Source organism: Kitasatospora sp. NPDC101108 (genome assembly GCF_055584725.1).
This window is the reverse complement of the sequence record NZ_JBVJLM010000001.1, coordinates 934,057-956,011: the sequence shown is the minus strand read 5'-3', so window position 1 is coordinate 956,011 and position 21,955 is coordinate 934,057. Positions and strand designations below refer to the sequence as shown.

Genomic DNA, 21,955 nt, shown 5'->3' with positions numbered 1-21,955 from the left:
CGGTACGTTGTGGGCGGCTCCCGGCACTTCCATTGCCGGGAGCCGCCCAGGAGTTGAGCAGCCCTGCCTACTGCTGTTCGAGCCCGGCGATGGCCACGATGTCGACGGAGCCGGAGAAGCGGTAGCTGTCGCCGGGGTTGAGCGGGGTCAGCTGGGCGGTGACCCGCACCGTGACGGTCCGGCCGTGGACGCTGACGACGTCGGCATGGACCTGGGCGGCGCTGAAGGGCATCTCGATCCTGGTGCCGGCCTGGTTCTCGGCCTGGAGGTTCCAGCACTTCAGGGCGACGTCGACCATGAAGTCTCCCGCGCTGTACTGGAGGATGGGCCGGTCGAAGTTCAGGCTCTGCTCCACCGTGGCGGGGTTGCCGCCGTTGTGGTTGCCGAACGCGAGGGTGGCCGACTTGAAGCCGGTGTCGTAGCTGTCACTCATGGGGGTGTCCTTCCCGATGGGGTGTGGACGATCTCGACGGTCGTCCTGGGCGGACGGGATGTGCCGCCCGCACCCCGGTTAGCTACCCTCTGCATGCAAACAAACGCTCGTGGTGACGGTCGCATATGAGTGTCGGCCGAGCATTGGTGCCTGCCCGCACTCCGGGCGCATCCAGGGCGTCCCGCGTCCGGGACGGCGCCACCGCCCGGAACCGGCGTCCTACCGGGCCTCGACCGGCTCGCCGCTGTCCTGGTCGAGGTTGAACACCCGCCGGTAGGAGTCGGTGACCACGGTGATCTGCGTGCGCCCGGTCCAACTCGCCCCCACCAGCCGGGCGTCGCCCGGTACGCCGCCGACGTCCGCCAGCAGCCAGCGCCGGGCCGACCAGCCCTCGCCGCTCTCCAGCAGCACCTGCCAGTGCTCGCCGGCCTGCGGTCCGGAGCCGTACGAGCGGTGCACCACCACCAGGGTCTGCTCGGCGCCGGCCGGGGCGACCTCCCGGCTGCGGGTCTCGGCCGCCGACACCTTGTGCGCGGCCAGCACGCCGAGCAGGAACACCACCCCGGCGGTGACCGTGACCGCCCGGGTGGCGGCCCGTACGGCGGTGCGGCGGTCGCTCAGCCAGGCGGCGGCGATCAGCGCGGCCAGTGCGCCGCCGAGCAGCAGCTCCGGCCGGTTCAGCAGGTCGGCGACCAGCATCAGACCGCCCGAGCGGCTCTCCCACTGCCCCTCGGTGTACAGCAGTACGGCCACCGCCCCGCAGGCCAGCAGTACCCGGATGAGGGCGCGCCTGGCTCGCGGTGTCCGGCTGGTCCGGCGTTCGTTCATCGTCCCCCCGGTCATGTGGTCACAGCTCCGCGAGAAGCTTCCGGCCCTCCGGCCAGTCGCCCAGCCCCGATTCCGAGTTGAGGTGCCCGTACGCGCCCCGCTCGACGTGGCGGGCGCCCCAGGCCGCCGCGAACTGCCGGGCCCGTGCCGGAGTCACCCACGGGTCGTCGGTGGAGGAGACCACCACCGACGGGAACGGGAACCGCTCCAGCGCCACCGGCCGGAAGCCCAGCAGCTCCGGCACCTCGGCGGTGTCGATGTCCGCCGGGGCGACCAGCAGCGCGCCCCGCACGGCGGCGGTCCGCCCGGCCGGCGCCCCCGCCACCCAGCGGGCCACGGTGACGCAGCCCAGACTGTGCGCGACCAGCACCACCGGTCCCTCGGCGGCGGCCGCCGCCACCGCCGCGTCCACCCGGGCCACCCAGTCGTCCTGGTCCGGGTGGTCCCAGTCCGCCTGCTCGACCCGGCGGAAGGCCTCCGGCTCGGCGGTCTGCCAGAGGGTCTGCCAGTGCGTGGGGCCGGAGTTCTGGTAGCCGGGGAGGATGAGGTAGGTGGTGCGGTCGGGCATGGCTCCTCCGGGAGTCGGTCGGGCGGGCTGCGGGCGATGGACGTCCGGTGAGCGGACGGGGGGCGGTCGGTGGGTGGTCGGTGAACGGGCAGCACGAGAGTCTAGGCCGCGCCCGCCGAGGCGCCGCAGCCGGGCGCCGGCCCGTCGCAAGAGCCGGGCGCCGCACCCGCTCGGCAGGCCCGTCGCAAGAGCCGGGCGCCGCACCCGTGACCGCAGCCCCTCCCGCACCCGCCACCGCCCCGGCGCGCAAGGCTCGCAAGCGGCGCACGAGCCGGGTGATGCGCCGCCGTGCACCCGGTGCGCCTGGTTGCCAACGGCGCGGCCGGTACGGGAGGTTGGACCGGGCCCGAGCGGCGGCGACCACCGCCCAGGGCTCGCACCAGGCCTGACGCTCGATCATGTGGAGGGATGTCGGCGATGACATCGAAGATCCTGCTCGTCACCGGGGACGCCGCCGAGTCGCTGGAGGTGTTCTACCCGTACCAGCGGCTGCGCGAGGAGGGCTACCAGGTCGACATCGCGGCCCCGACCAAGAAGCGCCTGCAGTTCGTGGTGCACGACTTCGTGGACGGCTACGACACGTACACGGAGAAGCCCGGCTACACCTGGCCCGCCGACCTCGCCCTGGCCGACGTCGATCCGGCCGACTACGTCGCCCTGGTCATCCCCGGCGGTCGCGCCCCCGAGTACCTGCGCAACGACCCGGAGGTCCAGCGGATCGCCCGGCACTTCTTCGACGGGGACAAGCCGGTCGCCCAGATCTGCCACGGCCCGCTGATCACCGCCGCCGCCGGGCTGCTCGACGGCCGCCGCACCTCCGCCTACCCGGCGCTCGCCCCGGACATCAAGGCGGCGGGCGCCGAGTTCGTGGACGGCGAGGCAGTGGTGGACGGCGTGGTCGTCTCGGCCCGGGCCTGGCCCGACCACCCGGGGTGGCTGCGGGCCTTCATCGAGGTCCTGCGCACCAAGGCCCCGCTGAGCTGACCCCGCTCCGGCCGTACCCCGAGAGAACTCGGGGTACGGCTCCGGGTCGCGGTCAGGGTCGCGGGCCCTCCTCCAGGCCGATGACCGCCGCCGTACGCCCTGCCATGGTGTCAACCGTCATGGAAACACCCGGGGTTGCCGGAACCCCGGTGGCCTCGAAGCAGGGAGAACGGCATGACCGCCGATCCGACCGCCCTTCGCCGCAGGCTCCGTCGGCCGGTGCTGCGTGCCGCCGTCACGGTGGTCGCGGGCGCCGCGCTGCTCGCCACCCTCGCCCCCGCGGCGATCGCCCAACCCGCCGACCGGTCCCTGGCCTCCGGCTGCCACGGTGCCCTCCATCTCACCGCCGCCGACCGCGCGGACCGGACGGACTCCGCCGAGGGCCGCGCCGACTGGGCCGCCGCGGACGCCTCCCTGGCCGGCCTCACCGATCCCGGCTACGCGACCTCGGCCCTCGGCGCCGTCCGCGAGAACGGCCGGCTGGTCTGGCGCAACGCCACCGGCGTCGCCGCCCTCGGCGGCCGGCCCGCCGACCCCGACGGCCGCTTCCGGATCGGCAGCGTCACCAAGACCTTCGTCGCCACCACTCTGCTCCAACTCGTCGGCGAGCGGCGGCTGGACCTCGACGACCGGCTGGAGTGCCTGCTGCCCGGCGTCGTCCCCAACAGCACCGCGATCACCGTCCGGCAACTGCTCGACCACACCAGCGGCGTCGCCAACTACACCCAGGACCCGGCCTTCGATCCCTACGACCAGGACTGGCTGACCGACCGCCGCTTCCGGCCGTACTCCCTCCAGGACCTGGTCGACATCGCGAACAGGTACCCGCCGGCCTTCCCTCCGGGCCAGGACTGGGCCTACTCCAACACCAACTTCGTGCTGATCGGGATGATCATCGAGAAGCTCACCGGCCACAGCTGGCAGGAGGAGGTCACCCGCCGGATCATCCGCCCGCTCCGTCTCACCGGCACCTCGATGCCCGGCGACTCGCCGTTCGTCCCGGGCCCGCACGCCCACGGCTACCTCAAGACGGCCGACGGCCCGGTGGACGTCACCCTGCTCGACCCCTCGATGGCCGGCTCGGCCGGTGCCGGCATCTCCACCACCGCCGATCTCACCACCTTCATCGGCGCCCTGCTCGGCGGCCATCTGCTGCCCCCGGCCGAACTCGCCGAGATGGAGCGGACCAGCGCGACCGGGGGCGGCCGGAACTACGGCCTCGGCCTCCAGCGCGTGGACACCCCGTGCGGCACCTTCTGGGGCCACGCCGGCGGCATTCCCGGCTACAGCACCCAGGTGCTCGGCTCGGCGGACGGCAAACGCCAGTTCGCCGCCTCCGTCACCGTCTACGACGTCGGGGACGGCACGGCCGCCGACGCCGCCTGGAACAGGCTGGCCGTCACGGCCCTGTGCGGTCCCCAGGCCCCCGCGCCCGCCCCCTCCACCGTTCCCGGGCCCGCACCCGACCCCGCCCGCACCGCGCCCGACCTCGCCCGCACCGCGCCCGACCTCGCCCGCACCGCGCCCTGACCGGCCCCCTACGCTGACCGGCGACAGACCGTCGACCGTCACACCAGGAGGACGAGCCATGGCAGAACCGCTGATCGCCGCCGTCGGGGGCAAGGTGCCCGCCGTCGACCCGGGCGCCTTCCTCGCGCCCAACGCCGTGGTCGTGGGGGACGTCACCGTCGCCGCCGGCGCGAGCATCTGGTACGGCGCGGTGCTGCGCGGCGACGCCGAGTCGATCACCGTCGGCGCGGGCAGCAACATCCAGGACAACTGCACCCTGCACGCCGACCCCGGCTTTCCGCTGGTGGTCGGAGCGCGCGTCTCGGTCGGCCACAACGCGGTGCTGCACGGCTGCACCGTCGAGGACGACGTCCTGGTGGGGATGAGCGCCACCGTTCTCAACGGCGCCCGGATCGGCACCGGCTCCCTGGTGGCCGCCGGGGCCGTGGTCACCCAGGGCATGGACGTCCCGCCCGGCTCCCTGGTCGCGGGCGTCCCGGCGAAGGTCCGCCGCCCGCTGACCGAGGAGGAGAGGACCGGCATCAAGGCCAACGGCGAGGGCTACCTCCTGCTCGCCGAGGCCCACCGGCAGATCTGAGGCGTTTCCCCGCGGCCGCAGCCGGTCGTAGACGGCGGACAGCCGGTGCAGCACCTCGGCGGCCCGGTTGAGGGCCTCCCATGACCGTCCGTTCCACCGGCCAGAGCTGAGCCCTGGACACCGGCCCCGGCCGCGACGTGCGCCACCACGTCCACGGCGGACCCGGCCTGGTGGCTCGGCGCCGCCCCGGCGGCGCTCATCGACCTCTGCAGGGGGTAGTGCTCACCGACCTCCGCCGGGGCCGGCAGGGCCTCACGGCGCCGGGACCAGGGCAGCGTCCGCCGGTTCACCCGCCGGTTCGACCGCCGGTTCGACCGGTGCGGGGGCCGGCGGGCGCCGGTCGGCGGTCCAGGCCAGCACCGCGACGGCGGCGCCGGAGGCGGCCAGGCCCGAGCCCACCAGGGTGGGCGAAGTCCAGCCGAACCCGGCGTCCAGCGCCAGCCCCCCGAAGTACGCCCCCTGGGCGTTGGCCAGGTTGAAGGCGCCCTGCACCGTGGCCGAGGCCAGGGTCGGCGCGCTGCGCGCCTTCTGCATGACCAGGGTCTGCACCGCCGGGACGATCGCGAAGCCGAACAGTCCGATCAGCACCACCGTGACGGCCGCCGACCAGCGGGCGTGCGCGGTCACCGCGAGCAGCGCCAGGGCGGCCGAGAGCATGACGAAGGCCGCGCAGACGGTCGGGCGCAGCGCCCGGTCGGCGGCGAACCCGCCGAGTACGTTGCCGATCGTCATCCCCACCCCGAACAGCGCCAGCACCAGGGTCACCGAGCCGGTCGCGTACCCGGAGACCTCGGTGAGCAGCGGCGCGATGTAGCTGTAGCAGGCGAACAGTCCGCCGCAGCCGAGCACCACCGTGGCCAGCGCCAGCCAGAGCTGCCCGCTGCGGAAGGCCCGCAGCTCGTGCCGCAGTCCGGACTGGGCGGGGGAGGGAAGGGCGGGCACCAGCCGGGCGATGGCGAGCGTTCCGGCGGCGGCGATCAGCACCACCACCAGCATGGTCGTCCGCCAGCCCAGGTGCTGGCCGAGCAGGGTGGCGGCCGGGACGCCGACGATGTTGGCGACGGTCAGTCCGGAGAACATCACCGCGACCGCCCGGGCCCGCCGGTCCCGCGCCACCAGCTCGGCGGCGGCCACCGCCCCGGCCCCGAAGAAGGCGCCGTGCGGCAGCCCGGTGATCAGCCGGGCGGCGGCCAGGGTCCAGAAGTCGGGCGCCAGCGCGCACAGCAGGTTGCCGGTCGCGAACAGCCCGGCGAGCGCCACGAGCACCGCCTTGCGGGGCTTGCCCGCGGCCAGCGCGGTGAGCAGCGGCGCGCCGACCACCACCCCGAGCGCGTAGGCGGAGATCAGCCAGCCCGCCTGCGGGATGGCGACATGCAGACTGTCGGCGACCTGGGGGAGCAGCCCCATGGCGGCGAATTCGGTGGTGCCGATGGCGAAAGCGGTGACGGCCAGCGCGAACAGCGCGAGAGGCAAGGGGTGGCTCCGGGGTGATGCCCGCGCCAGGGACGGCACGCGGCGGGTGGTTCGTTCACCGGGCATCCTAATCCGGCCGGATGACACCCCCGTGAGCCCCGTGTGACGAACGGGGATCGGGCGACCGAAGGGGGCGCGGGGGACCGTAGAGGGTCGCCGATGCGGCCGTGGCGCGGGAGACTGGGGTCATGTGCCGCAACATCAAGACGCTGCGACCGCCCGTGACGCCCGACGCCGACGAGGAGGACTTCCGCGCCGCCGCGTTGCAGTACGTCCGCAAGGTGTCCGGCTTCCGCGCCCCGGCCGCGCACAACCGCGAGGCCTTCGACCGGGCCGTGGACGCGGTCGCCGAGGCCACCGCCCGACTGCTGGACGAGCTGGAGGTCCGCGGCTCGCACGCCCGGGCCGCGGAGGCCACCGTCTGAGCGCCCGGCGCGTACGGGCCGCCCACAGCGAGCAGGAGCCGGTGATGAACCCCGCCAACCGTTACGCCCTCACCTTCCCCGGTACGCCCGGCACCCAGGCCCCGCAGGACGTGGTCGTGGTCACCCGGACCGATGCCAAGGGGCCGGGCGGGCACCCCGTGTACGAGGACGACAGCGGGATCGTCCGGGCCGAGATCAGCGACGCGGGGGAGGTCCGGATGCTCGCCAGCGGCGGACACCAGAACCCGCACGTGCCGGTGCACGCCCATCCGCTGCCGTAGCGGCCGCCCGCTGCCGTAGCGGCCGTCCGCCGTGAAGACCGTCCCGCTGCCGGGCCTGTTCGCCCCGGGCCCGTTCGCCCGGTCCGCCCCGGGCCCGTCCGCCGTAGGGCCGTTCCCGAACTCCCGCCCGCGAGGCGGTCCGTGGGGCGGTCCGTGGGGCACAATCGCCTCATGACCACAGCGATCTGGCAGGGGACCGTCGTCGCCGAGAGCGAGGACACCGTCGTCGTCGAGGGCAACCACTACTTCCCGGTCGACTCCGTCCGGGCCGAGTTCCTGCGGCCCTCCGACACGACCACGGTGTGCGGATGGAAGGGCACCGCCAACTACTACACGCTGGAGGTGGACGGGCGGAGCAACCCGGACGCCGCCTGGTACTACGCCGACCCGAAGCCCGACGCCGAGCACGTCCGGGGCCGGGTGGCCTTCTGGCGCGGGGTGGAGATCACCGAGTAGCGCGCACGGCACCCCTCCCGTACCGTCCCCTGCCCGCCCCCGGCGGTCGGGGGACGGGCATCGGGGGCGGGAGTTCGGGTCGGCCGGGCGTCGCGAGTAGGGTCAGGCGGCCGGGGGCGGGGCGACCGCGCCGCGCCCTTCCTTCACGCCGTTCACCATCGCCTGGTGGACGGCCCGCGCGGTGGTCTCGTCCGGTGCGGCCACCGGACTGCCGGAGACCGTGTACCAGTCGAGCGCGCCGGTGTACTGGACGGTCAGCCGGGCCTCGCCGTCCACCCACGTGGTGTGCACGGTGAGGTCGCCGGAGATCGGCCCGACCTCGGCGGTGGTGACCCCGCCGGGGCCGCTGATGATCGACTGGGTGGTCCAGGTCGCCCACGAGCTGCGCGGGTCCGCGGGCGGCCGGGCCTGTCGGCCGGTTTGATCGTGTTCGGTCATGCGCCTATCCTCCCCCGCCGGTGAGCCGCCGTCCGGGCAGCGACACCTGCGGTCGCAGGGACCGCCCGGTTCCGCCGGGCGGTCGAGTGGGTGTGGCGGACGGTCAGCTGTTGGGGCCGGATTCGTCCAGCATGGAGTCGCCCTCCGCCTGGGAGGTGTCCTGTGCGTGCAGGTTCTGCATCGAGGTGATGCCCTCCTCGGGGTCCACGGCGCGGACGTCCTCCTCGCGGTTCGTGCTCACCTCGGAGCGTTCGCTCATGTCGGTCATCGCGGGCTCCGTCTCCTCGGCCGGTCCCGGCAACGCCCGGGCCGGAGGCGTGGCTGGGCCGGATCGGTCTGTCGCTCCTCCAGCCTGCCCCCGGGCCGGCAGAGAGGCCAGTCGGGTGACCCGCGCTCCCGCCGCCGACACCCGCCGACGCCACCGGAACCCGCCGACGCCGCCCGCCGACGCCGCCGTCCCGACGTGCCAGCGCCGCGGCCGCTCGGGCTCACCAGCTCACGGGCAGTGACCGCATCCCGTAGATGAACGATTCGGTACGGAACTCCCGCTCACCCGGAGTGACGGCCAGCCGCAGTCCGGGCAGTCGCCGGAACAGGGTCTCCAAGGCGATCTGGAGCTCGGCCCGAGCGAGTGGCTGGCCCAGGCACTGGTGCACGCCGAAGCCGAACGCCATGTGCCGGCGGGCGTCGCGCTCCAGGTCCAGCTCGTCCGTGGGCCGCCGGTCGGCACCGCCGAACACCTCCTCGTCCCGGTTGGCGGTGGAGACCATCGCTATCACGCCCTCCCCGGCCCGGACGGTGACGCCGCCCAGTTCCACGTCCTCCAGCGCCACCCGGGGCAGCCCGGTGTGCACGATGGTCAGCAGGCGCAGCAGCTCCTCGACCGCGCCGGGCAGTGCGGCCGGGTCGGCGAGCCTGGGGACCTGCTCGGGCTGCTCCAGCAGCACGGCGGTCGACAGGGAGATCATGTTCGCGGTCGTCTCGTGCCCGGCGATCAGCAACAGCACCCCGGTGCTGGCGACCTCGTCCAGGGACAGGTCGTCCCGTACGGCGAGCCGGCTCAGGATGTCGTCCTCCGGCTGCTCGCGCTTGCGGGCCGCCAGGGCGCGCAGGTACGCCAGGACCTCGTCCTGGGCCGCCTTGAGCTGCTCCGTGGTGCTCTGCCGGCTGAGCAGGGTGCGGCTCAGGCCCTGGAAGCGGTCGCGGTCCTCGTAGGGCACGCCGAGGAGCAGGCAGATCACCAGCGAGGGCACCGGCAGCGCGAACTCGGCGACCAGGTCGGCCTCGGTGCGGCCCTCGGTCATCCGGTCCAGCGCCTCGTCCACGATCCGCTGGATGTCCGGGCGCAGCGCGGCCACCCGCTTGACCAGGAAGTCGCCGGTGACCATGCGGCGCAGCCGGGCGTGCTCGGGGTCGTCGAGCCGCAGAAAGCTCGGGTTGTCGCTGATCAGCGTCTCGCGGCTGCCGGGGACCAGCAGCGGGAACGCCGGGTGGCGCACGTCCGCGCTGAACCGGCGGTCGGACAGGACGGTGCGGACCTCGGCGTAGCCGGTCGCCAGCCAGCAGGAGCTGCCGTTGGGCAGGTCGGCGCGGGTCATCGGGCCGGTGGCGGCGGCCTCGGTGTACGCGGGCGGCGGGGCGAACGGGCAGCCGCTGGAGTGCGGGGCCGGCAGGGGGACGGCCTGGGCGGCGGGTGTGGTGGTCACGGTGGGGGTCTCCTCGCGTCGCGGTGTGCTGGGGTCGCGGTGTCCTCGTGGGGTAGTCGTGGGCCGTGGGGTAGTCGGGGACGTGCGGTAGTCGTGGGCCGTGAGGTTCTCGTGGGCCGTGGGGTCGCCGCCGCTCCGGTCAGGTGCCGGCCCGGTCCGCCCCGTCCTCGGTGACGGTGATCGCGCCGCCCGGGCAGAGCTCGGCGGCCAGTCGGACGTCATCGAACTGGTCCGGCGGCAGCATTGTTTGACGGAGCTTCACCAGACTGTCCCGCTCGTCCTGGTCGAAGACCTCGGGGGCGTTCATGACGCACATCCCGGAGCTGCAGCAACGGTCCCGGTCGACGCGCACCTGCATGTCGGGCACCTCTCGCCAGTGCGCCGCCGGCTGCCCGGCGGCCGCCTCTTGTTGTCATGGCCAACCTAACCGCCGCTCGTCCGTCCACGGAGTGCGCGGTGGTCGGATCACCGAGATTGGCCGATTCGGCACTCGTGCCAACCCTCGTTCGGGGAAGCAGGTTTGAGTTTCCTTTACGCCATCGCGCGGCGAAGGACGCCGGGCCACAGGGCGAGGTTCACAGCCCCTCGGCGGCCGCCAGCTCCCGTACGGTGGCGACGGTGTCCGCCTCGGCGGCGCTCTTGTCCGGCCGGTAGCGCACCACCCGGGCGAACCGCAGTGCCAGCCCGGCGGGGTAGCGGGGGCTGCGCTGGAGGCCGTCGAAGGCGATCTCGACGACCAGTTCCGGCCGGACCCACACCGTCCGGGCGTCCCGCCCGGTCTCCCGGGCGAGCAACTCGGCGGTCTGCCAGGTGAGGGTCGCGTCCGTCAAGCCCTTGAAGGTCTTGCCGAGCATCACCCACGGGCCGAGGCCCGGCTCGGCCGCGGTCGCCCGGGCCCCCAGGTGCAGATTGCTCAGGAACCCCTGGCGGCGGCCGCTGCCCCACTCGGCGGCCAGCACGACCAGGTCCAGGGTGTGCCGGGGCTTCACCTTGATCCAGCCCGCCCCGCGCCGCCCCGCCGCGTACCCGGCCGCCGGGTCCTTCACCAGCACGCCCTCGTGGCCGAGCGCCAGCGCCTCCCGGAAGAACGCCAGGGCCTGTGCCCGGTCCCCGGTCTCCGTCCGGGCCACCCGCAGCGCCTCCGGCACCGCCTCGTCCAGCGCCGCCCAGCGCTCCCGGCCCGAACGGTCCACCAGGTCCTCGCCGTCCCGGTGCAAGAGGTCGAAGAAGTAGACGCTGAGCGGCACTTCGGCCCGCAGCCGGCCCGGATCCTGCCGGGAGGCGGAGCGCGCCGCGGTCTCCTGGAACGGGCGCGGCCGCCCGTCCCGACCGAGCGCGATCGCCTCGCCGTCCAGTACCGCCGTCCGCACCGGCAACGCGAGCGCGGCCTCCACCACCTCGGGCACCCGCGCGGTGATGTCGTCCAGGCTGCGGGTGAACACCGCGATGTCGTCACCGTCCCGGTGCACCTGCACCCGGATCCCGTCCAGCTTCCACTCCACCCCCGCCGGACCGGTGCGCTCCAGCGCCGACGCCACGTCCGGCGCCGAAGCGGCCAGCATCGGCCGCACCGCCCGGCCCACCTCCAGGCCGAACCCGGCCAGCGCCGCTGCGCCGCCCCGCAACGCCGCCTCCGCCACCGCGCGCGCCGACCCCCGGAACATCAACGCCCGGCGCACCGCCGCCACCGGCACCCCGGCCGCCTGCGCGACCGCCTCCCCGACCAGCGCGTCCAGGGCCCCCTGCCGCAGGTCGCCGACCAGCACCGCCCGCAGGAACCCCTGCTCCACCTCCGTCGCCCGCCCGAACAGCCCGACCAGCAACCGCCGCCGCTCCGACTGCGACCCCGGCCCGCTCACCCCCGCGAGCCGCTCCAGCTCCCGCTCCACCTCCCGCACCCCCAACGAGGCCTCCGCCGCCGGCCCCGGCAGGTCCCGCAGGCCCGCCCACCCCACCCCCGTCCGCAGCCGCTGCGCCTCACCCGACAGCAGCACCACCGCCGCGGCCCCCTCCTCCGCGCCCAACTCCCGCAGGCACCCCGCCAACAACGCCACCTTCGCCCGCCGCCCGGGCTCCGCCGCCACCTCCCGCGACACCACTGCCAACCGCCACAACCCCATCCGCCCACACCTCCACCCCCAGCATCGGCGCCCGGGCCCAGCCGTGCACCCGGACACCGGCTTCGCCGCGCGCCGCGGCAGGCCCCGTTCCGGCGATTCGCAGCCCGCCCCGCGCTCCTCCGGCGCATGCGTGCCTCCCGGTGGCAAGCCGGCGCCCGTGCCCACCCCCGCAGAAGGCACCGGCTCCGGCAGCCCACTGTCTGCGCGCTCCGGTGCTCTCGTGCGTAGGCTGGGCCCTTCTCGGGGCGCCGCGCCGGTGAGGGGGTCGCGGCGGTGAGGGGAGTCGCCGTGTCGATCGAGTTCGTTCGCCGGGTGGACGGCCTGGTCCACCGCTACCGCCTGGACGGCGAGTTCAACGGCAGGCCGTCGTTCAGGCGGGTGGACCTCGACGTCCGGTGCCTGTGGCTGCCCGCGCGGGGCTGGTGCACCGTCGGTGCCGACGGGATCCCCAACGGCTGGCCGCTGCACGGGAGATCGGATCAGGCGACGTTTCCGCCGCTGGGCCCGTGGCGCAGTTGGAAGGCCGGCAGGTCGTACCTCTACGACCTGTGCCGCACCCGTCCGGTCAGAGCCGGGTGAGCTCGCCCAGGCCCAGGGTGCGCAGGGTGTGGTTGGCCAGCTGGAGGTGGCCGACGGCGTTGGGGTGGGCGGGGTCGTCGAGCCACGCGATCGCCTCGCCGTCGGGGAAGGTGGCGAGCCAGTGCGCCTCGTGGTCGACGAGCAGCGCGCCGGTCTCGGCTGCGAGTTCACGGACGGCCCGGCAGTACGCGGGCAGTTCGAGGTGGGGCATGTTCCCGGCGTGGCTGACCACGACGGGCGTGTGCAGCACGATCTGTGCACCGGAGCTCCGGCGGATGATCTCGCGCATGGCGTCGCGGAACTCCGCGACCCCGTCGGGCCCGGCGTGCGCGTCGTTGGTGCCGAGCGACAGCGACAGCACGTCCGGCGCGAACCGGCCGATGACGAAGTCGTACGCCCCGAGCACGTCGGTGGCCCGCCAGGCGGACACGCCCGTGTTGATCACGATGTCCGTCAGCCGGTCCAGCTGCCAGCAGATCCGTTCCCGCACGTGCTCGACCCAGCCGCGCGCGCCGTGGGTGTGTTCGACGGCCTGGGTGATGCTGTCCCCGGCCATCACCCAGGTCATCGGATTGTCGGAGAGCTCGATCACGACGTTTCCCCCTCGGATGTCCTCGCAGCCTCCTGCTGCGACGCTCGGGCCGTCGATCCTAGAGCGCACTCGACCGGCAGCCGCTCACCGGGGCAGGGGCATTCCGTCCCGGGCGAGGAACCCGCCGGCCTGCGAACGCCGTACCGCCCACTCAGCGTTACTGCTTGACATGGTGCGTAATACTGTAACGCGCGCGGTCCGGGGCGCCGTCGGAGCCGGCCGCGCCCGCGTACACGCCCTGCAGCTCGGAGCACCACATGCACCCCTTCCTCGACCACCCCGGGCCGCTGGCCTTCGCGCACCGGGGTGGTGAGCTCGGGCACCCCGAGAACTCGCTGGCCGCCTTCGAGGCCGCCGTCGCGCTGGGGTACCGGTACCTGGAGACGGATGTGCACGCCACCGCGGACGGTGTGCTGGTGGCCTTCCACGACTCCCGGCTGGACCGGGTGACCGACCGCGGCGGAGCGGTGGCCGAGCTGCCGTGGGAGGAGGTCCGCCGGGCCCGGATCGGGGGCACCGAGCCGGTCCCGCTGCTGGAGGACCTGCTCGGCGCGTTCCCCGGGGTCCGTTTCAACGTGGACGTGAAGGCGGCGCCGGCCGTCGGGCCGCTGGTCGAGGCGATCCGCCGGACCGGCGCCTGGGACCGGGTCTGCGTCGGCGGCTTCTCCGACAGCCGCCTCGCCGCCGTCCGCGCCGCCGCCGGTCCCCGGCTGGCGACCTCGCTGGGCCCGCGCGAGGTGGCCCGGTTGCGGCTGCGCTCGCTGGCCGGTCCGCTGCTGCCCGGGCGCGCGGCGCCGTTCGCCGGGGTGTGCGCGCAGGTGCCGGAGCGGCACAGGGGGGTGCGGGTGGTCGACCGGGCCTTCGTCCGGGCCGCCCACCGGCTCGGGCTGCAGGTCCACGTGTGGACTGTGGACGATCCCACACGGATCAGGGCTCTCCTCGACCTGGGTGTGGATGGCATCATGGCGGATCGCATCGACGTCCTGCGGGACGTCCTCGGCGAGCGCGGCTGCTGGACGGACGGCAGCACCGGCTCCAGCACGGTGAAATAGGAGCCCCATGAGCACCACGGACCACTTGCCGGACGACGTCTCGTCGCCCCCGGCGTCCGCCGGCGAAGGCCGGGACCTGCGCCGGATGCAGTTCGGCTGGTACGTCAACGACTGGGCCAACGCCGCCTTCTCGGCCACCGTCCTGACGGTGTTCCTCGGGCCGTACCTGACCGAGGTGGCGAAGAACGCCGCCGACGCGTCCGGCGACGTGCACCCGCTGGGCCTGACGATCCGTGCCGGATCGTTCTTCCCGTACACGGTCTCCTTCTCGGTGCTGATCTCGGTCGCGGTGATGCTGCTGACCGGCACGGTCGCCGACCGCACCGGGCGGCACAAGGAACTGATGTGCGGCTTCGCCTACGTCGGCGCGCTCGCCACCATGGGGATGTTCCTCCTGCACGGAGACCGCTACCTGCTCGGCGGCGCGCTGCTGGTGGTCGCCAACATCGCCTACGCGGTGTCCGTGGCGCTCTCCTACGCCTACCTCCCGGGCCTGGCCGCCCCCGACGAGCGCGACGCGGTCTCCTCCAAGGGCTGGGCGTACGGCTACGCGGGCGGCGGACTGCTGCTGATCGCCAACCTGGCGCTGTTCCAGGGCCACGACGCGCTCGGCCTGTCCTCCGGCACCGCGGTGCGGATCTGCCTGGCCTCGGCCGGCCTGTGGTGGGCGCTGTTCACGATCGTCCCGATGCTGCGGCTGCCCTCCCGGGCCGGCGTCGTGCGCGAGCGCGCCGCGGCCGCGCCCGACCGGCCCGCGGCCGGCAGCCTGCGCGAACTCGGCCGCACCCTCAAGGGCATGCGCAAGCACCCGCTGACGCTGCTCTACCTGGCCGCCTTCCTCTGCTACAACGACGGCATCCAGACCGTCGTCTCGCAGGCCTCGCTGTACGGCAGCGAGGAGCTCGGGATGGAGCAGACCTCGCTGGTCATCGCCGTCCTGATGGTCCAGATCGTGGCGATCGGCGGTGCGCTGCTGCTCGGCCGGATCGCCCGCCGCCACGGCGCCAAGAAGACCATCCTCGGCTCGCTGGTCGGCTGGGTGGTCACGCTGGCCCTCGGCTACTCCATGCCCGCCCACCAGCCGGTCTGGTTCTACGCCCTGGCCTGCATGATCGGCCTGGTGCTCGGCGGCAGCCAGGCGCTCTCCCGCTCGCTGTTCTCCCACCTCATCCCGGCGGGCCGGGAGGCCGAGTACTTCAGCGTCTACAAGGTCAGCGACCGCGGCACCAGCTGGATGGGCCCGCTGGTCTTCGGCCTCGCCTACCAGGTGACCGGCAGCTACCGCTCGGCGATCATCTCGCTGCTGGTCTTCTTCGTGATCGGCTTCGCGGTGCTGGTGAAGGTCCCGGTGCGCCGCGCCATCGAGGCCGTCGGCAACCCGGTGCCCGAGCGGCTCTGACCCGGCCTCGGGCGGCCGGGACCGCAGCCCGGCCGCCCCGGTCCCGGACGGCTCAGAGGCCGGTGACCAGCCGCCCGATGCCGTCGAGGAACTCCTCCAGGGTGGCGGCGGCGAGCTCGAAGTCGCCGTCGGAGGAGGCCGTGGTCGACCTCCAGACCCGCCCGCTGTGCCCGGTCGCGAACAGGTGGCCTCCGCCGTCGCTGCCGAAGACCAGCGCCAGCCGCTCGCCCTCGATGGCCGGGGTGCCGTGCTCGCGGATGTGCGCCTCGACCGCCTGCGGCGGGTGGACGAAGTAGCCGTTGTCGACGTCAGGCAGCGACGCCCGGTCCAGCACCGCGTAGAGCGTCGCCAGGTCCGGCGGGACCGGCAGCAGCTCGCCGAGCGCCGCCGCCGCCCGTCGCCCGGCGTCCGTCGCGGAGGTCAGCGCGTTCTCGCCGGGCGGGAAGCCGTACCTCGCGGCGAAGGAGCGGGTGAACCCGGCGAGGGCGGCGCCGGTCTCCGCGCACCAGCTCCGGAGCCACTCCGGGTCGAGCTGCGGACCGGGCAGCGGGGTGGGGTTCCGGAGGTCGATGGTGACGGACCTGCGCCACCCGGCTCCGGGGCGGGCGGTGCCGGGACGGGTCTCCGCCGCTTCCTCCGCCTCCTCCATCCCCTCCAGCTCCTCCGCCCGCTCGGCCCGCAGCTCCTCCACCGCCCGGGCGCCCAGGGCGCGCAGCCGTGCCCGGCCCTGCTCGTCGAGCTCCTTACCGCCCGGGTGGAGGACGATGTGCTGGACCCCGTCCTCGTCCTGCCAGCTGTAGCTCCGGTACTGCGTCGTCGGCTCGTCCACCGCCGGGAACCTCCGCTCCGTGGCCGTCGGGTCGACCCACCGTAGGCGATGAGCCCGTTCCGGGGGAAAGCGCTTCACCCTCCCGGGTAGCGCCCGCCGGGGTGTGCGGGTAGCCGCCGGAGTGGAGTGCGCGGCGGGCGGGGTTGGACGGGGTGGAGATCGGCCGGCGGCCGACGGGGCGTCATGCTGGGCCGGCCCGTCCGAGCGACCGACCGAGGAGAGCGAATTGAGCACCACTCCCGTGAACCGTTGGACCGTCAGTGCGCCGGAGGCCGGCGACTACCCCGCCTGGCGCGAACTCTTCCGCGGCTACTGCGCGTTCTACCGGGTGCCGATGCCGGAGGAGAAGGCCGAGCTGGTGTGGTCCTGGCTCCACGACCCGGCGCACGAGCTGGAGGGCCTGCTGGCCCGGGACGCCGACGGGACGCCGGTCGGGCTGGCGCACTTCCGGCCGTTCGCCCGTCCGCTGCACGGCGCGGTCGGCGGCTTCCTGGACGACCTGTTCGTCGCCCCCGAGGTGCGCGGCGGCGGGGCGGTGGACGGGCTGCTGGCCCGGCTGCGGGAGATCGCCGCCGAGCGCGGGTGGAGCACGGTGCGCTGGATCACGGCGGACGACAACCACCGGGCGCGCGGCAAGTACGACCAGGTCGCCACCCGGACGATGTTCGTCACCTACGACATGGCCCCCGAGGCCCCCGGGGCCGGGTCCCGCTGAGTCAATCGGGGCACGTGACCGGTTCGCACGACCAAGTCGCCGGACACTCGTTCGGACTTTCTGTTATCGGCACTCCGCCGGGGGGTCTCCCAGGTGTCGGCACCCGACCAGCCGACCTGGACAGAAAGCAGTGGCCACGTGAACAGCGACGACAGGACGACCATCAGCCCGGTGACCGGCGGCGGGGACGGCGGTCACGGCCGCCCGGGCGGCCGGGCCGCGCGGCGGGCCGCCCAACGGCACCAGGGCCGCGGCCGCCGGGGGCGCGGGCGTGGCGGGTTCGTGCCGGTGACGGCGGTCGTCGCCGCCGTGGCCGGGACCGGACTGCTCGCCGCGCTGGCCGGGGCGGGGTACGCGGCGTTCGACGGCAAGCAGTCGGACCGGGACCTCGCCGGCCAGGCGGCCGCGGCCGACTCGCTGGTCGCCGCCGAGCTGGGGACCCACGACGGCATACAGGTGCCGGGCGCCGGGGGGACCGACCCCTCGGGCGCCGCGCTGCCCTCCGGCGGCCCGACGGCGACCGGCCCGGCGGCCACCCCGAGCGCGACCGCCACCGCGAGCGCCTCGGCCTCCCCGACGGCCGCGCCCACCGCCACGGCGACCGCGAGCGCCCGGCCCACCGCCACCGCGAAGGCGAGTCCGACGGCCACCCGTACGGGGGCGAACGGTGGCGGCGGGGTCGCGGCCCAGCGGGCCGCCGCCGCTCCGGCCGCCCCGGCGGGCGGCGGCCCGAACGCCTCGTACACGCAGCAGGTCGTGGACCTGGTCAACGGCGAGCGCGCCAAGGCCGGTTGCGGTCCGGTCAGCGCCGAACCCCGGCTGGCGAGCGCGGCCCAGTCGCACAGCGACGACATGGCCGACCGCAACTACTTCGACCACGCCAGCCCCGAGGGCTACCACGCCGACCACCGGATCGAGGCCGCCGGCTACCGCTGGAGCACCTGGGGCGAGAACATCGCCCGCGGCCAGAAGGACCCGGCGGCGGTGATGGACGCCTGGATGAACAGCCCGGGCCACCGGGCCAACATCCTGAACTGCTCGTTCACCCAGCTCGGGGTGGGCGTGCGGACCGGCGCCAACGGTCCGTGGTGGACCCAGGTGTTCGCCGCCCCGGCCTGATCGGGGCCCGGCGAGGGTTCCGGCCGGCTCCCGGCCCCACTCATCAGAAGTAGTCCGATTTTCCGATTCCGCGCACATTGTTGTTATCTGATCACTCCCCACAGGTCTCCGAGGAGGCAGCGGCGGACGGAAACACGGCAAGACGGAGTGCGGACCATGAACGCTGATGTGCAGAACAGGACCGGGACGACCCTGGTACGCGCGGCGCAGGCAGGTGACCGGCAGGCCCAGGAGGCCCTGGTCGCCGCCTGGCTGCCGCTCGTCTACAACGTGGCCGGCCGCGCCCTCGGCGGCCACGCCGACGTGGACGACGTCGCCCAGGAGACCATGATCCGGGCCCTGGACGGCCTGGACGGGCTCCGCGAACCGGAGTCCTTCCGGTCCTGGCTGGTCGCCATCACCATGAACCAGGTCCGTCGCCGCCATGCCGCCGGACAGCAGCAGCCCACCGTCGGCGGCCTCGACGAGACCTGGGAAGTCGCCGACCCCCGGTCCGACTTCACCGACCTGACCATCCTGCGGCTCGGCCTGTCCGGCCAGCGGCGCGAAGTGGCCGAGGCCACCCGCTGGCTGGACCCGGACGACCGCGAGCTGCTCGCCCTGTGGTGGCTGGAAGCGAGCGGCGAACTCTCCCGCGCCGAGCTGGCCGAGGCGCTGGACCTGAGCCCGCAGCACGCCGCCGTCCGGGTCCAGCGGATGAAGAAGCAGCTGGAGGCCGGACGGGTCGTGGTCCGCGCCCTCGGCGCCTACCCGCGCTGCCCCCAACTCGCCGAGGTCACCGCCGGGTTCGACGGCACCCCGAACTCGGTCTGGCGCAAGCGGATAGCCCGGCACATCCGCGGCTGCGCCGACTGCGACGGCCTCGGCCGCGACCTCTTCCCCGCCGAGGGCCTGCTGGCCGGCCTCGCCATGGTCCCGATCCCCTCGGCCTCGCCCACCCTGCTGCACCTCCAGCACACGGCGGCCACCGCGGCGACGGCCGGGCACTCCGCCACCGCCGCGGGCGCGACGGGGACGGCCCCGGGCGCGGTGGGGACGGGCGCGGCGGGCGGGGCCGGCACAGCGGGCACGCCGGGTGCAGCAGGCGCGGGCTCGGGCGCGGGCTGGGGTGCGGGTTCGGGCGCCGGTTCGGGTACGGCCACCGGCGCGGCCACCGGCTCCGGCGCGCACGGCGGTTGGGCCGGCACCGCCGCCCGCAAGGCCGTCCTGGCGAGCGGCGCGGCCGCCGCGGTCGCGGTCACCACGCTGGCCCTGGTCTGGCCGAACCACAGCGAGCCGCCGAGCGCGGCCGCACCCGAACCCAGCACTCCGGCCGCCGCGATGGACACCCCGGCGGCCCTGATCGCGATCCCGGCCGCCACTGCCACGGCCACCCCGACGCCGACGCCCACCGAGACCCCGACGGCGACGCCCACGCCCACGCCGACCGCGACCCGGTCGGCCACCGCCGCGCCGCCGCCCACCCTGGAGCGGCAGTTGGTGGACCTGGTCAACGCCGAACGCGCCAAGGCGGGTTGCGCCCCGCTGCGGATCGACCCCCGGCTGCACAACTCCGCGCAGAAGCACACCGACGACATGGCCGCCCGCGGCTTCTTCGACCACGTCAACCCGGACGGCGTCCGCCCGGACGCCCGGATCACCGCGGCCGGTTACCGCTGGTCCCAGTGGGGTGAGAACCTCGACCGGGGCCCGACCACGCCGGCGGCCGTCTTCGCCCGCTGGATGGACGGCGGCATCCACCAGTCCAACATGCTCGACTGCGGCTTCAAGGACATCGGCGTCGGCATCGCCGCCGGCCCGGCGGGCACCCTGTGGACCCAGGACCTCGGCGCCCCGATGTCCTGACGGGCCGGGTTCTCCGCCCGCCGTCGGGGCCTGCACCGGCCCCGGCCCCGGCCCCGGCGGCGGGCGGCGGCGTGCCGGATTCCGGCCAATCTCTTGATGCGATCATGCCAGCGCTATTGGATCGTTCCAATTACGGTTAGGGTCGCACCAGCTCCACAACCCGGCGCCGCGCGGCCGCTCGTGCGGCGCCGTCCGGACCTGCCGATTGGACTGGTGTGAAGTGAACAGACTGCGTCACCGAACCCGCGGCCGACTCGCCTCCCTGGTCGGGGCGGTCGCCCTGCTGACGGCCATCCTCACCGGTGTCACCGCCGCAACCGCGAACGCCGCACCCGCCGTTGCAACCGTGCAAGCCGCAAGCGCGAACGCCGCAAGCGCACCCGCCGCAAGCGCACCCGCCGCAGCCTCCGCCCCCGCCCGCGCCGCCGTCTCGGCCCAGGCCGCGGCCGGAATCGGGTGGATCTGCAACGGATCGCCCGTCACCCCGGGCTATGTCCTCACCAGCCACACGAACAACGGCTGCAACGGCGCCGGCATGTGGTGGCAGACGCCCGTGCGGGACGGGATCTGGACCTGCGCCACCTCCCCGATCCCGGCCGGGTACGTGCTCTCCGGCCACAACCCCACCGGCTGCGACGGCTACGACTCCTGGTACATGCGGCTGCCCGTCGACGGCCTGTGGACCTGCGGCACCTCGCCGATCCCGCCCGGCTACGTGACCACCCAGCACGCAGGCAGCGGGATGGGCTGCGCCAACATCGACGCCTGGTACATGCAACTGGCCCGGGACGGCCTCTGGGTCTGCGCGGGCTCGCCGATCCCGCCCGGCTACGTGACCACCGGCCACAACACCAACGGCTGCGGCGGCATCGGCTCCTGGTTCGAGGTGGTCGCCAGGCCCGGCCTGCTGGTCTGCCCCAACGTGCCGATCCCGCCGGGATACCGGCTCGGCAACTACAACGGCGCCGGCTGCAACGGCCTGGGCGGCTGGTACCTGCTCCGCAGCTGACCGCGACTCACCCCGACCGCCCCGGACACGCTCCCGGGGAGGGGAACCGCTCGACGGCCGCACCCATCCCCTCCCCGGGCCCCGACCCGGACCCACCGCGGCGGAGCGCCGGGCCGGCTCAGGGACCGCCCGGTTCCGCCCCGGCGCGTTTTCGGCGCTCGACGCGGGTGCCGGAGACCACCGCGGCGGTCAGGCTGGCCGCGATGATCGCCTCGGCCCAGAAGAACGCGATGTAGTCGAAGAGCGAGCCGATCGGCGGCCCGCCCGGTGCCGCGTTGCGCAGGCCGACCAGCGCGAACAGGGTCGCCGCCATCCAGCCGAGGGCGGGCCACACCATGCCCAGGCGGCCCCGGTACAGCACCTCCGCGCCGACCATGACGGCCAGCGCCAGTGCCCACATCGCGCCGATCATGAACCAGGCCAGGATCAGCGTGCTGCGCGCCCGGGTGGCCCGCGCGTCCAGGACCACCGTCCCGGCCACCGGGCCGTCGGCGCGGGGGTGGACGGCGAAGAACGGGTCCGCGTCGGCGAAGACCAGGCCGACGGGTACGGCGCCGGCGCCGTCCGAGGCCGAGAAGGTGACGGTGAACCGGTAGCGGTCGAAGGGGTAGTCGGTCTCGGTGCCGCCGTAGAGGCCGGCCTGGACGAGCTGTGGCGCCGCCACCTCCCCGGGCGTCGTCCGCAGCACCGTCCTGGTGATCCCCCCGACCGTGATCTCCACCTCGCGGGTGAAGGCGGACGGGCCGGGGCCCTGGGCCAGGCCGCCGTGCGGAACGGGCACGACGAACAGCGCCAGTTGCGCCCCGCCGGGGTCGAAGTCCTGGGAGGCGACGTTGAGTTCGACCCAGTCGGGGGTGCTCGGCGTCGCGAGCGCCCGGCTCTGCTGCCGGGTCTCGCGCTCGTCGAGGTAGAGCGTGACACCCGTCCCGCAGGCGAGGACCAGGAGCAGGACGGCGAGGGCGAAGCGGTGGCCGCGCAGCCTGCCGAACACGCTCAC

25 protein-coding genes are annotated in these 21,955 nt (G+C 74.5%); 13 read left to right on the top strand and 12 right to left on the bottom strand.

Translation table 11 applies throughout. The features are described from left to right. Window positions 1-67 precede the first annotated feature (67 nt). From ACZ6Z8_RS04270 to ACZ6Z8_RS04260, 3 genes are all read right to left on the bottom strand, one after another. Entirely contained in the window at window positions 68-433 is a 366-nt protein-coding gene (locus ACZ6Z8_RS04270) for a hypothetical protein (protein WP_465606152.1), read from the bottom strand. A 219-nt stretch (window positions 434-652) separates the two neighbouring features. After that, window positions 653-1,261 (bottom strand): hypothetical protein, encoded by a 609-nt coding sequence (locus ACZ6Z8_RS04265; protein ID WP_465606150.1) that lies wholly within the window; start codon window positions 1,259-1,261, stop codon window positions 653-655. A 19-nt stretch (window positions 1,262-1,280) separates the two neighbouring features. Continuing rightward, complete coding sequence (locus ACZ6Z8_RS04260; protein ID WP_465606148.1) at window positions 1,281-1,829, bottom strand: RBBP9/YdeN family alpha/beta hydrolase; 549 nt, start codon at window positions 1,827-1,829, stop codon at window positions 1,281-1,283. A 417-nt stretch (window positions 1,830-2,246) separates the two neighbouring features. Here ACZ6Z8_RS04260 and ACZ6Z8_RS04255 point away from each other — a divergent pair, with 417 nt between their 5' ends. The 3 genes from ACZ6Z8_RS04255 to ACZ6Z8_RS04245 all read left to right on the top strand — a co-directional run bounded on the left by ACZ6Z8_RS04255 (window position 2,247) and on the right by ACZ6Z8_RS04245 (window position 4,920). Next, window positions 2,247-2,813: a DJ-1/PfpI family protein gene (locus ACZ6Z8_RS04255; protein ID WP_465606146.1), complete on the top strand. Its 567-nt coding sequence runs from the start codon at window positions 2,247-2,249 to the stop codon at window positions 2,811-2,813. A gap of 174 nt (window positions 2,814-2,987) precedes the next feature. Next, a complete protein-coding gene (locus ACZ6Z8_RS04250; RefSeq protein WP_465606144.1) occupies window positions 2,988-4,343 on the top strand; it encodes a serine hydrolase domain-containing protein in 1,356 nt (451 codons plus the stop codon). A gap of 58 nt (window positions 4,344-4,401) precedes the next feature. After that, entirely contained in the window at window positions 4,402-4,920 is a 519-nt protein-coding gene (locus tag ACZ6Z8_RS04245; protein ID WP_465606142.1) for a gamma carbonic anhydrase family protein, read from the top strand. 252 nt (window positions 4,921-5,172) lie between these two features. Here the strand turns inward: ACZ6Z8_RS04245 and ACZ6Z8_RS04240 are convergent, their stop codons facing one another. Beyond that, window positions 5,173-6,393, bottom strand: coding sequence for an MFS transporter (locus tag ACZ6Z8_RS04240; protein WP_465606140.1), 1,221 nt, complete (start codon window positions 6,391-6,393; stop codon window positions 5,173-5,175). 188 nt (window positions 6,394-6,581) lie between these two features. On the opposite strand from ACZ6Z8_RS04240, the gene ACZ6Z8_RS04235 reads away from it, so the two are divergent. The 3 genes from ACZ6Z8_RS04235 (at window position 6,582) to ACZ6Z8_RS04225 (ending at window position 7,555) form a co-directional block, all read left to right on the top strand. Continuing rightward, the gene (locus ACZ6Z8_RS04235) at window positions 6,582-6,818 is read left to right on the top strand and encodes a DUF2277 domain-containing protein (RefSeq protein WP_402818058.1); all 237 of its coding nucleotides are present in this window, start codon (window positions 6,582-6,584) and stop codon (window positions 6,816-6,818) included. Window positions 6,819-6,862: 44 nt separating this feature from the next. After that, entirely contained in the window at window positions 6,863-7,099 is a 237-nt protein-coding gene (locus ACZ6Z8_RS04230; RefSeq protein WP_465606138.1) for a DUF6296 family protein, read from the top strand. A 171-nt stretch (window positions 7,100-7,270) separates the two neighbouring features. Beyond that, window positions 7,271-7,555 (top strand): DUF427 domain-containing protein, encoded by a 285-nt coding sequence (locus ACZ6Z8_RS04225; protein ID WP_465606136.1) that lies wholly within the window; start codon window positions 7,271-7,273, stop codon window positions 7,553-7,555. A gap of 102 nt (window positions 7,556-7,657) precedes the next feature. Here the strand turns inward: ACZ6Z8_RS04225 and ACZ6Z8_RS04220 are convergent, their stop codons facing one another. The 5 genes from ACZ6Z8_RS04220 to ACZ6Z8_RS04200 all read right to left on the bottom strand — a co-directional run bounded on the left by ACZ6Z8_RS04220 (window position 7,658) and on the right by ACZ6Z8_RS04200 (window position 11,819). Beyond that, window positions 7,658-7,993 (bottom strand): hypothetical protein, encoded by a 336-nt coding sequence (locus tag ACZ6Z8_RS04220; protein ID WP_465606134.1) that lies wholly within the window; start codon window positions 7,991-7,993, stop codon window positions 7,658-7,660. A gap of 103 nt (window positions 7,994-8,096) precedes the next feature. Further along, window positions 8,097-8,261 (bottom strand): hypothetical protein, encoded by a 165-nt coding sequence (locus tag ACZ6Z8_RS04215; RefSeq protein ID WP_465606132.1) that lies wholly within the window; start codon window positions 8,259-8,261, stop codon window positions 8,097-8,099. Between the two features lie 220 nt (window positions 8,262-8,481). After that, window positions 8,482-9,699, bottom strand: a complete 1,218-nt coding sequence (locus ACZ6Z8_RS04210; protein WP_465606130.1) for a cytochrome P450 — start codon at window positions 9,697-9,699, stop codon at window positions 8,482-8,484. A 139-nt stretch (window positions 9,700-9,838) separates the two neighbouring features. After that, window positions 9,839-10,057, bottom strand: coding sequence for a ferredoxin (locus ACZ6Z8_RS04205; protein WP_465606128.1), 219 nt, complete (start codon window positions 10,055-10,057; stop codon window positions 9,839-9,841). Window positions 10,058-10,274: 217 nt separating this feature from the next. Continuing rightward, window positions 10,275-11,819 (bottom strand): ATP-dependent DNA ligase, encoded by a 1,545-nt coding sequence (locus tag ACZ6Z8_RS04200; protein WP_465606127.1) that lies wholly within the window; start codon window positions 11,817-11,819, stop codon window positions 10,275-10,277. A gap of 288 nt (window positions 11,820-12,107) precedes the next feature. On the opposite strand from ACZ6Z8_RS04200, the gene ACZ6Z8_RS04195 reads away from it, so the two are divergent. Beyond that, complete coding sequence (locus ACZ6Z8_RS04195; protein WP_465606125.1) at window positions 12,108-12,398, top strand: hypothetical protein; 291 nt, start codon at window positions 12,108-12,110, stop codon at window positions 12,396-12,398. On the opposite strand, the gene ACZ6Z8_RS04190 is transcribed toward ACZ6Z8_RS04195, so the two are convergent. Then, entirely contained in the window at window positions 12,385-12,990 is a 606-nt protein-coding gene (locus tag ACZ6Z8_RS04190; RefSeq protein ID WP_465606123.1) for an SGNH/GDSL hydrolase family protein, read from the bottom strand. The two genes, ACZ6Z8_RS04195 and ACZ6Z8_RS04190, sit on opposite strands and share 14 nt — an antisense overlap. Window positions 12,991-13,247: 257 nt before the next feature. Here ACZ6Z8_RS04190 and ACZ6Z8_RS04185 point away from each other — a divergent pair, with 257 nt between their 5' ends. Next, window positions 13,248-14,042, top strand: a complete 795-nt coding sequence (locus ACZ6Z8_RS04185) for a glycerophosphodiester phosphodiesterase (protein ID WP_465606121.1) — start codon at window positions 13,248-13,250, stop codon at window positions 14,040-14,042. Between the two features lie 7 nt (window positions 14,043-14,049). Beyond that, the gene (locus ACZ6Z8_RS04180; protein WP_465606120.1) at window positions 14,050-15,441 is read left to right on the top strand and encodes an MFS transporter; all 1,392 of its coding nucleotides are present in this window, start codon (window positions 14,050-14,052) and stop codon (window positions 15,439-15,441) included. A gap of 52 nt (window positions 15,442-15,493) precedes the next feature. Here ACZ6Z8_RS04180 and ACZ6Z8_RS04175 read toward each other — a convergent pair whose 3' ends face one another. Next, window positions 15,494-16,270, bottom strand: a complete 777-nt coding sequence (locus ACZ6Z8_RS04175) for a hypothetical protein (RefSeq protein WP_465606118.1) — start codon at window positions 16,268-16,270, stop codon at window positions 15,494-15,496. A 226-nt stretch (window positions 16,271-16,496) separates the two neighbouring features. On the opposite strand from ACZ6Z8_RS04175, the gene ACZ6Z8_RS04170 reads away from it, so the two are divergent. The 4 genes from ACZ6Z8_RS04170 (at window position 16,497) to ACZ6Z8_RS04155 (ending at window position 20,958) form a co-directional block, all read left to right on the top strand. Next, a complete protein-coding gene (locus ACZ6Z8_RS04170) occupies window positions 16,497-16,985 on the top strand; it encodes a GNAT family N-acetyltransferase (RefSeq protein ID WP_465606116.1) in 489 nt (162 codons plus the stop codon). A 138-nt stretch (window positions 16,986-17,123) separates the two neighbouring features. Next, the gene (locus tag ACZ6Z8_RS04165; protein WP_465606115.1) at window positions 17,124-18,104 is read left to right on the top strand and encodes a CAP domain-containing protein; all 981 of its coding nucleotides are present in this window, start codon (window positions 17,124-17,126) and stop codon (window positions 18,102-18,104) included. 156 nt (window positions 18,105-18,260) lie between these two features. Then, complete coding sequence (locus ACZ6Z8_RS04160; RefSeq protein ID WP_465606113.1) at window positions 18,261-19,949, top strand: sigma-70 family RNA polymerase sigma factor; 1,689 nt, start codon at window positions 18,261-18,263, stop codon at window positions 19,947-19,949. Window positions 19,950-20,169: 220 nt separating this feature from the next. Next, window positions 20,170-20,958 carry a hypothetical protein gene (locus ACZ6Z8_RS04155; RefSeq protein WP_465606112.1) on the top strand — a complete coding sequence of 263 codons (789 nt, stop codon included), beginning with the start codon at window positions 20,170-20,172 and terminating at the stop codon, window positions 20,956-20,958. A 118-nt stretch (window positions 20,959-21,076) separates the two neighbouring features. Here ACZ6Z8_RS04155 and ACZ6Z8_RS04150 read toward each other — a convergent pair whose 3' ends face one another. Beyond that, window positions 21,077-21,955, bottom strand: coding sequence for a DUF4436 family protein (locus ACZ6Z8_RS04150; protein ID WP_465606110.1), 879 nt, complete (start codon window positions 21,953-21,955; stop codon window positions 21,077-21,079).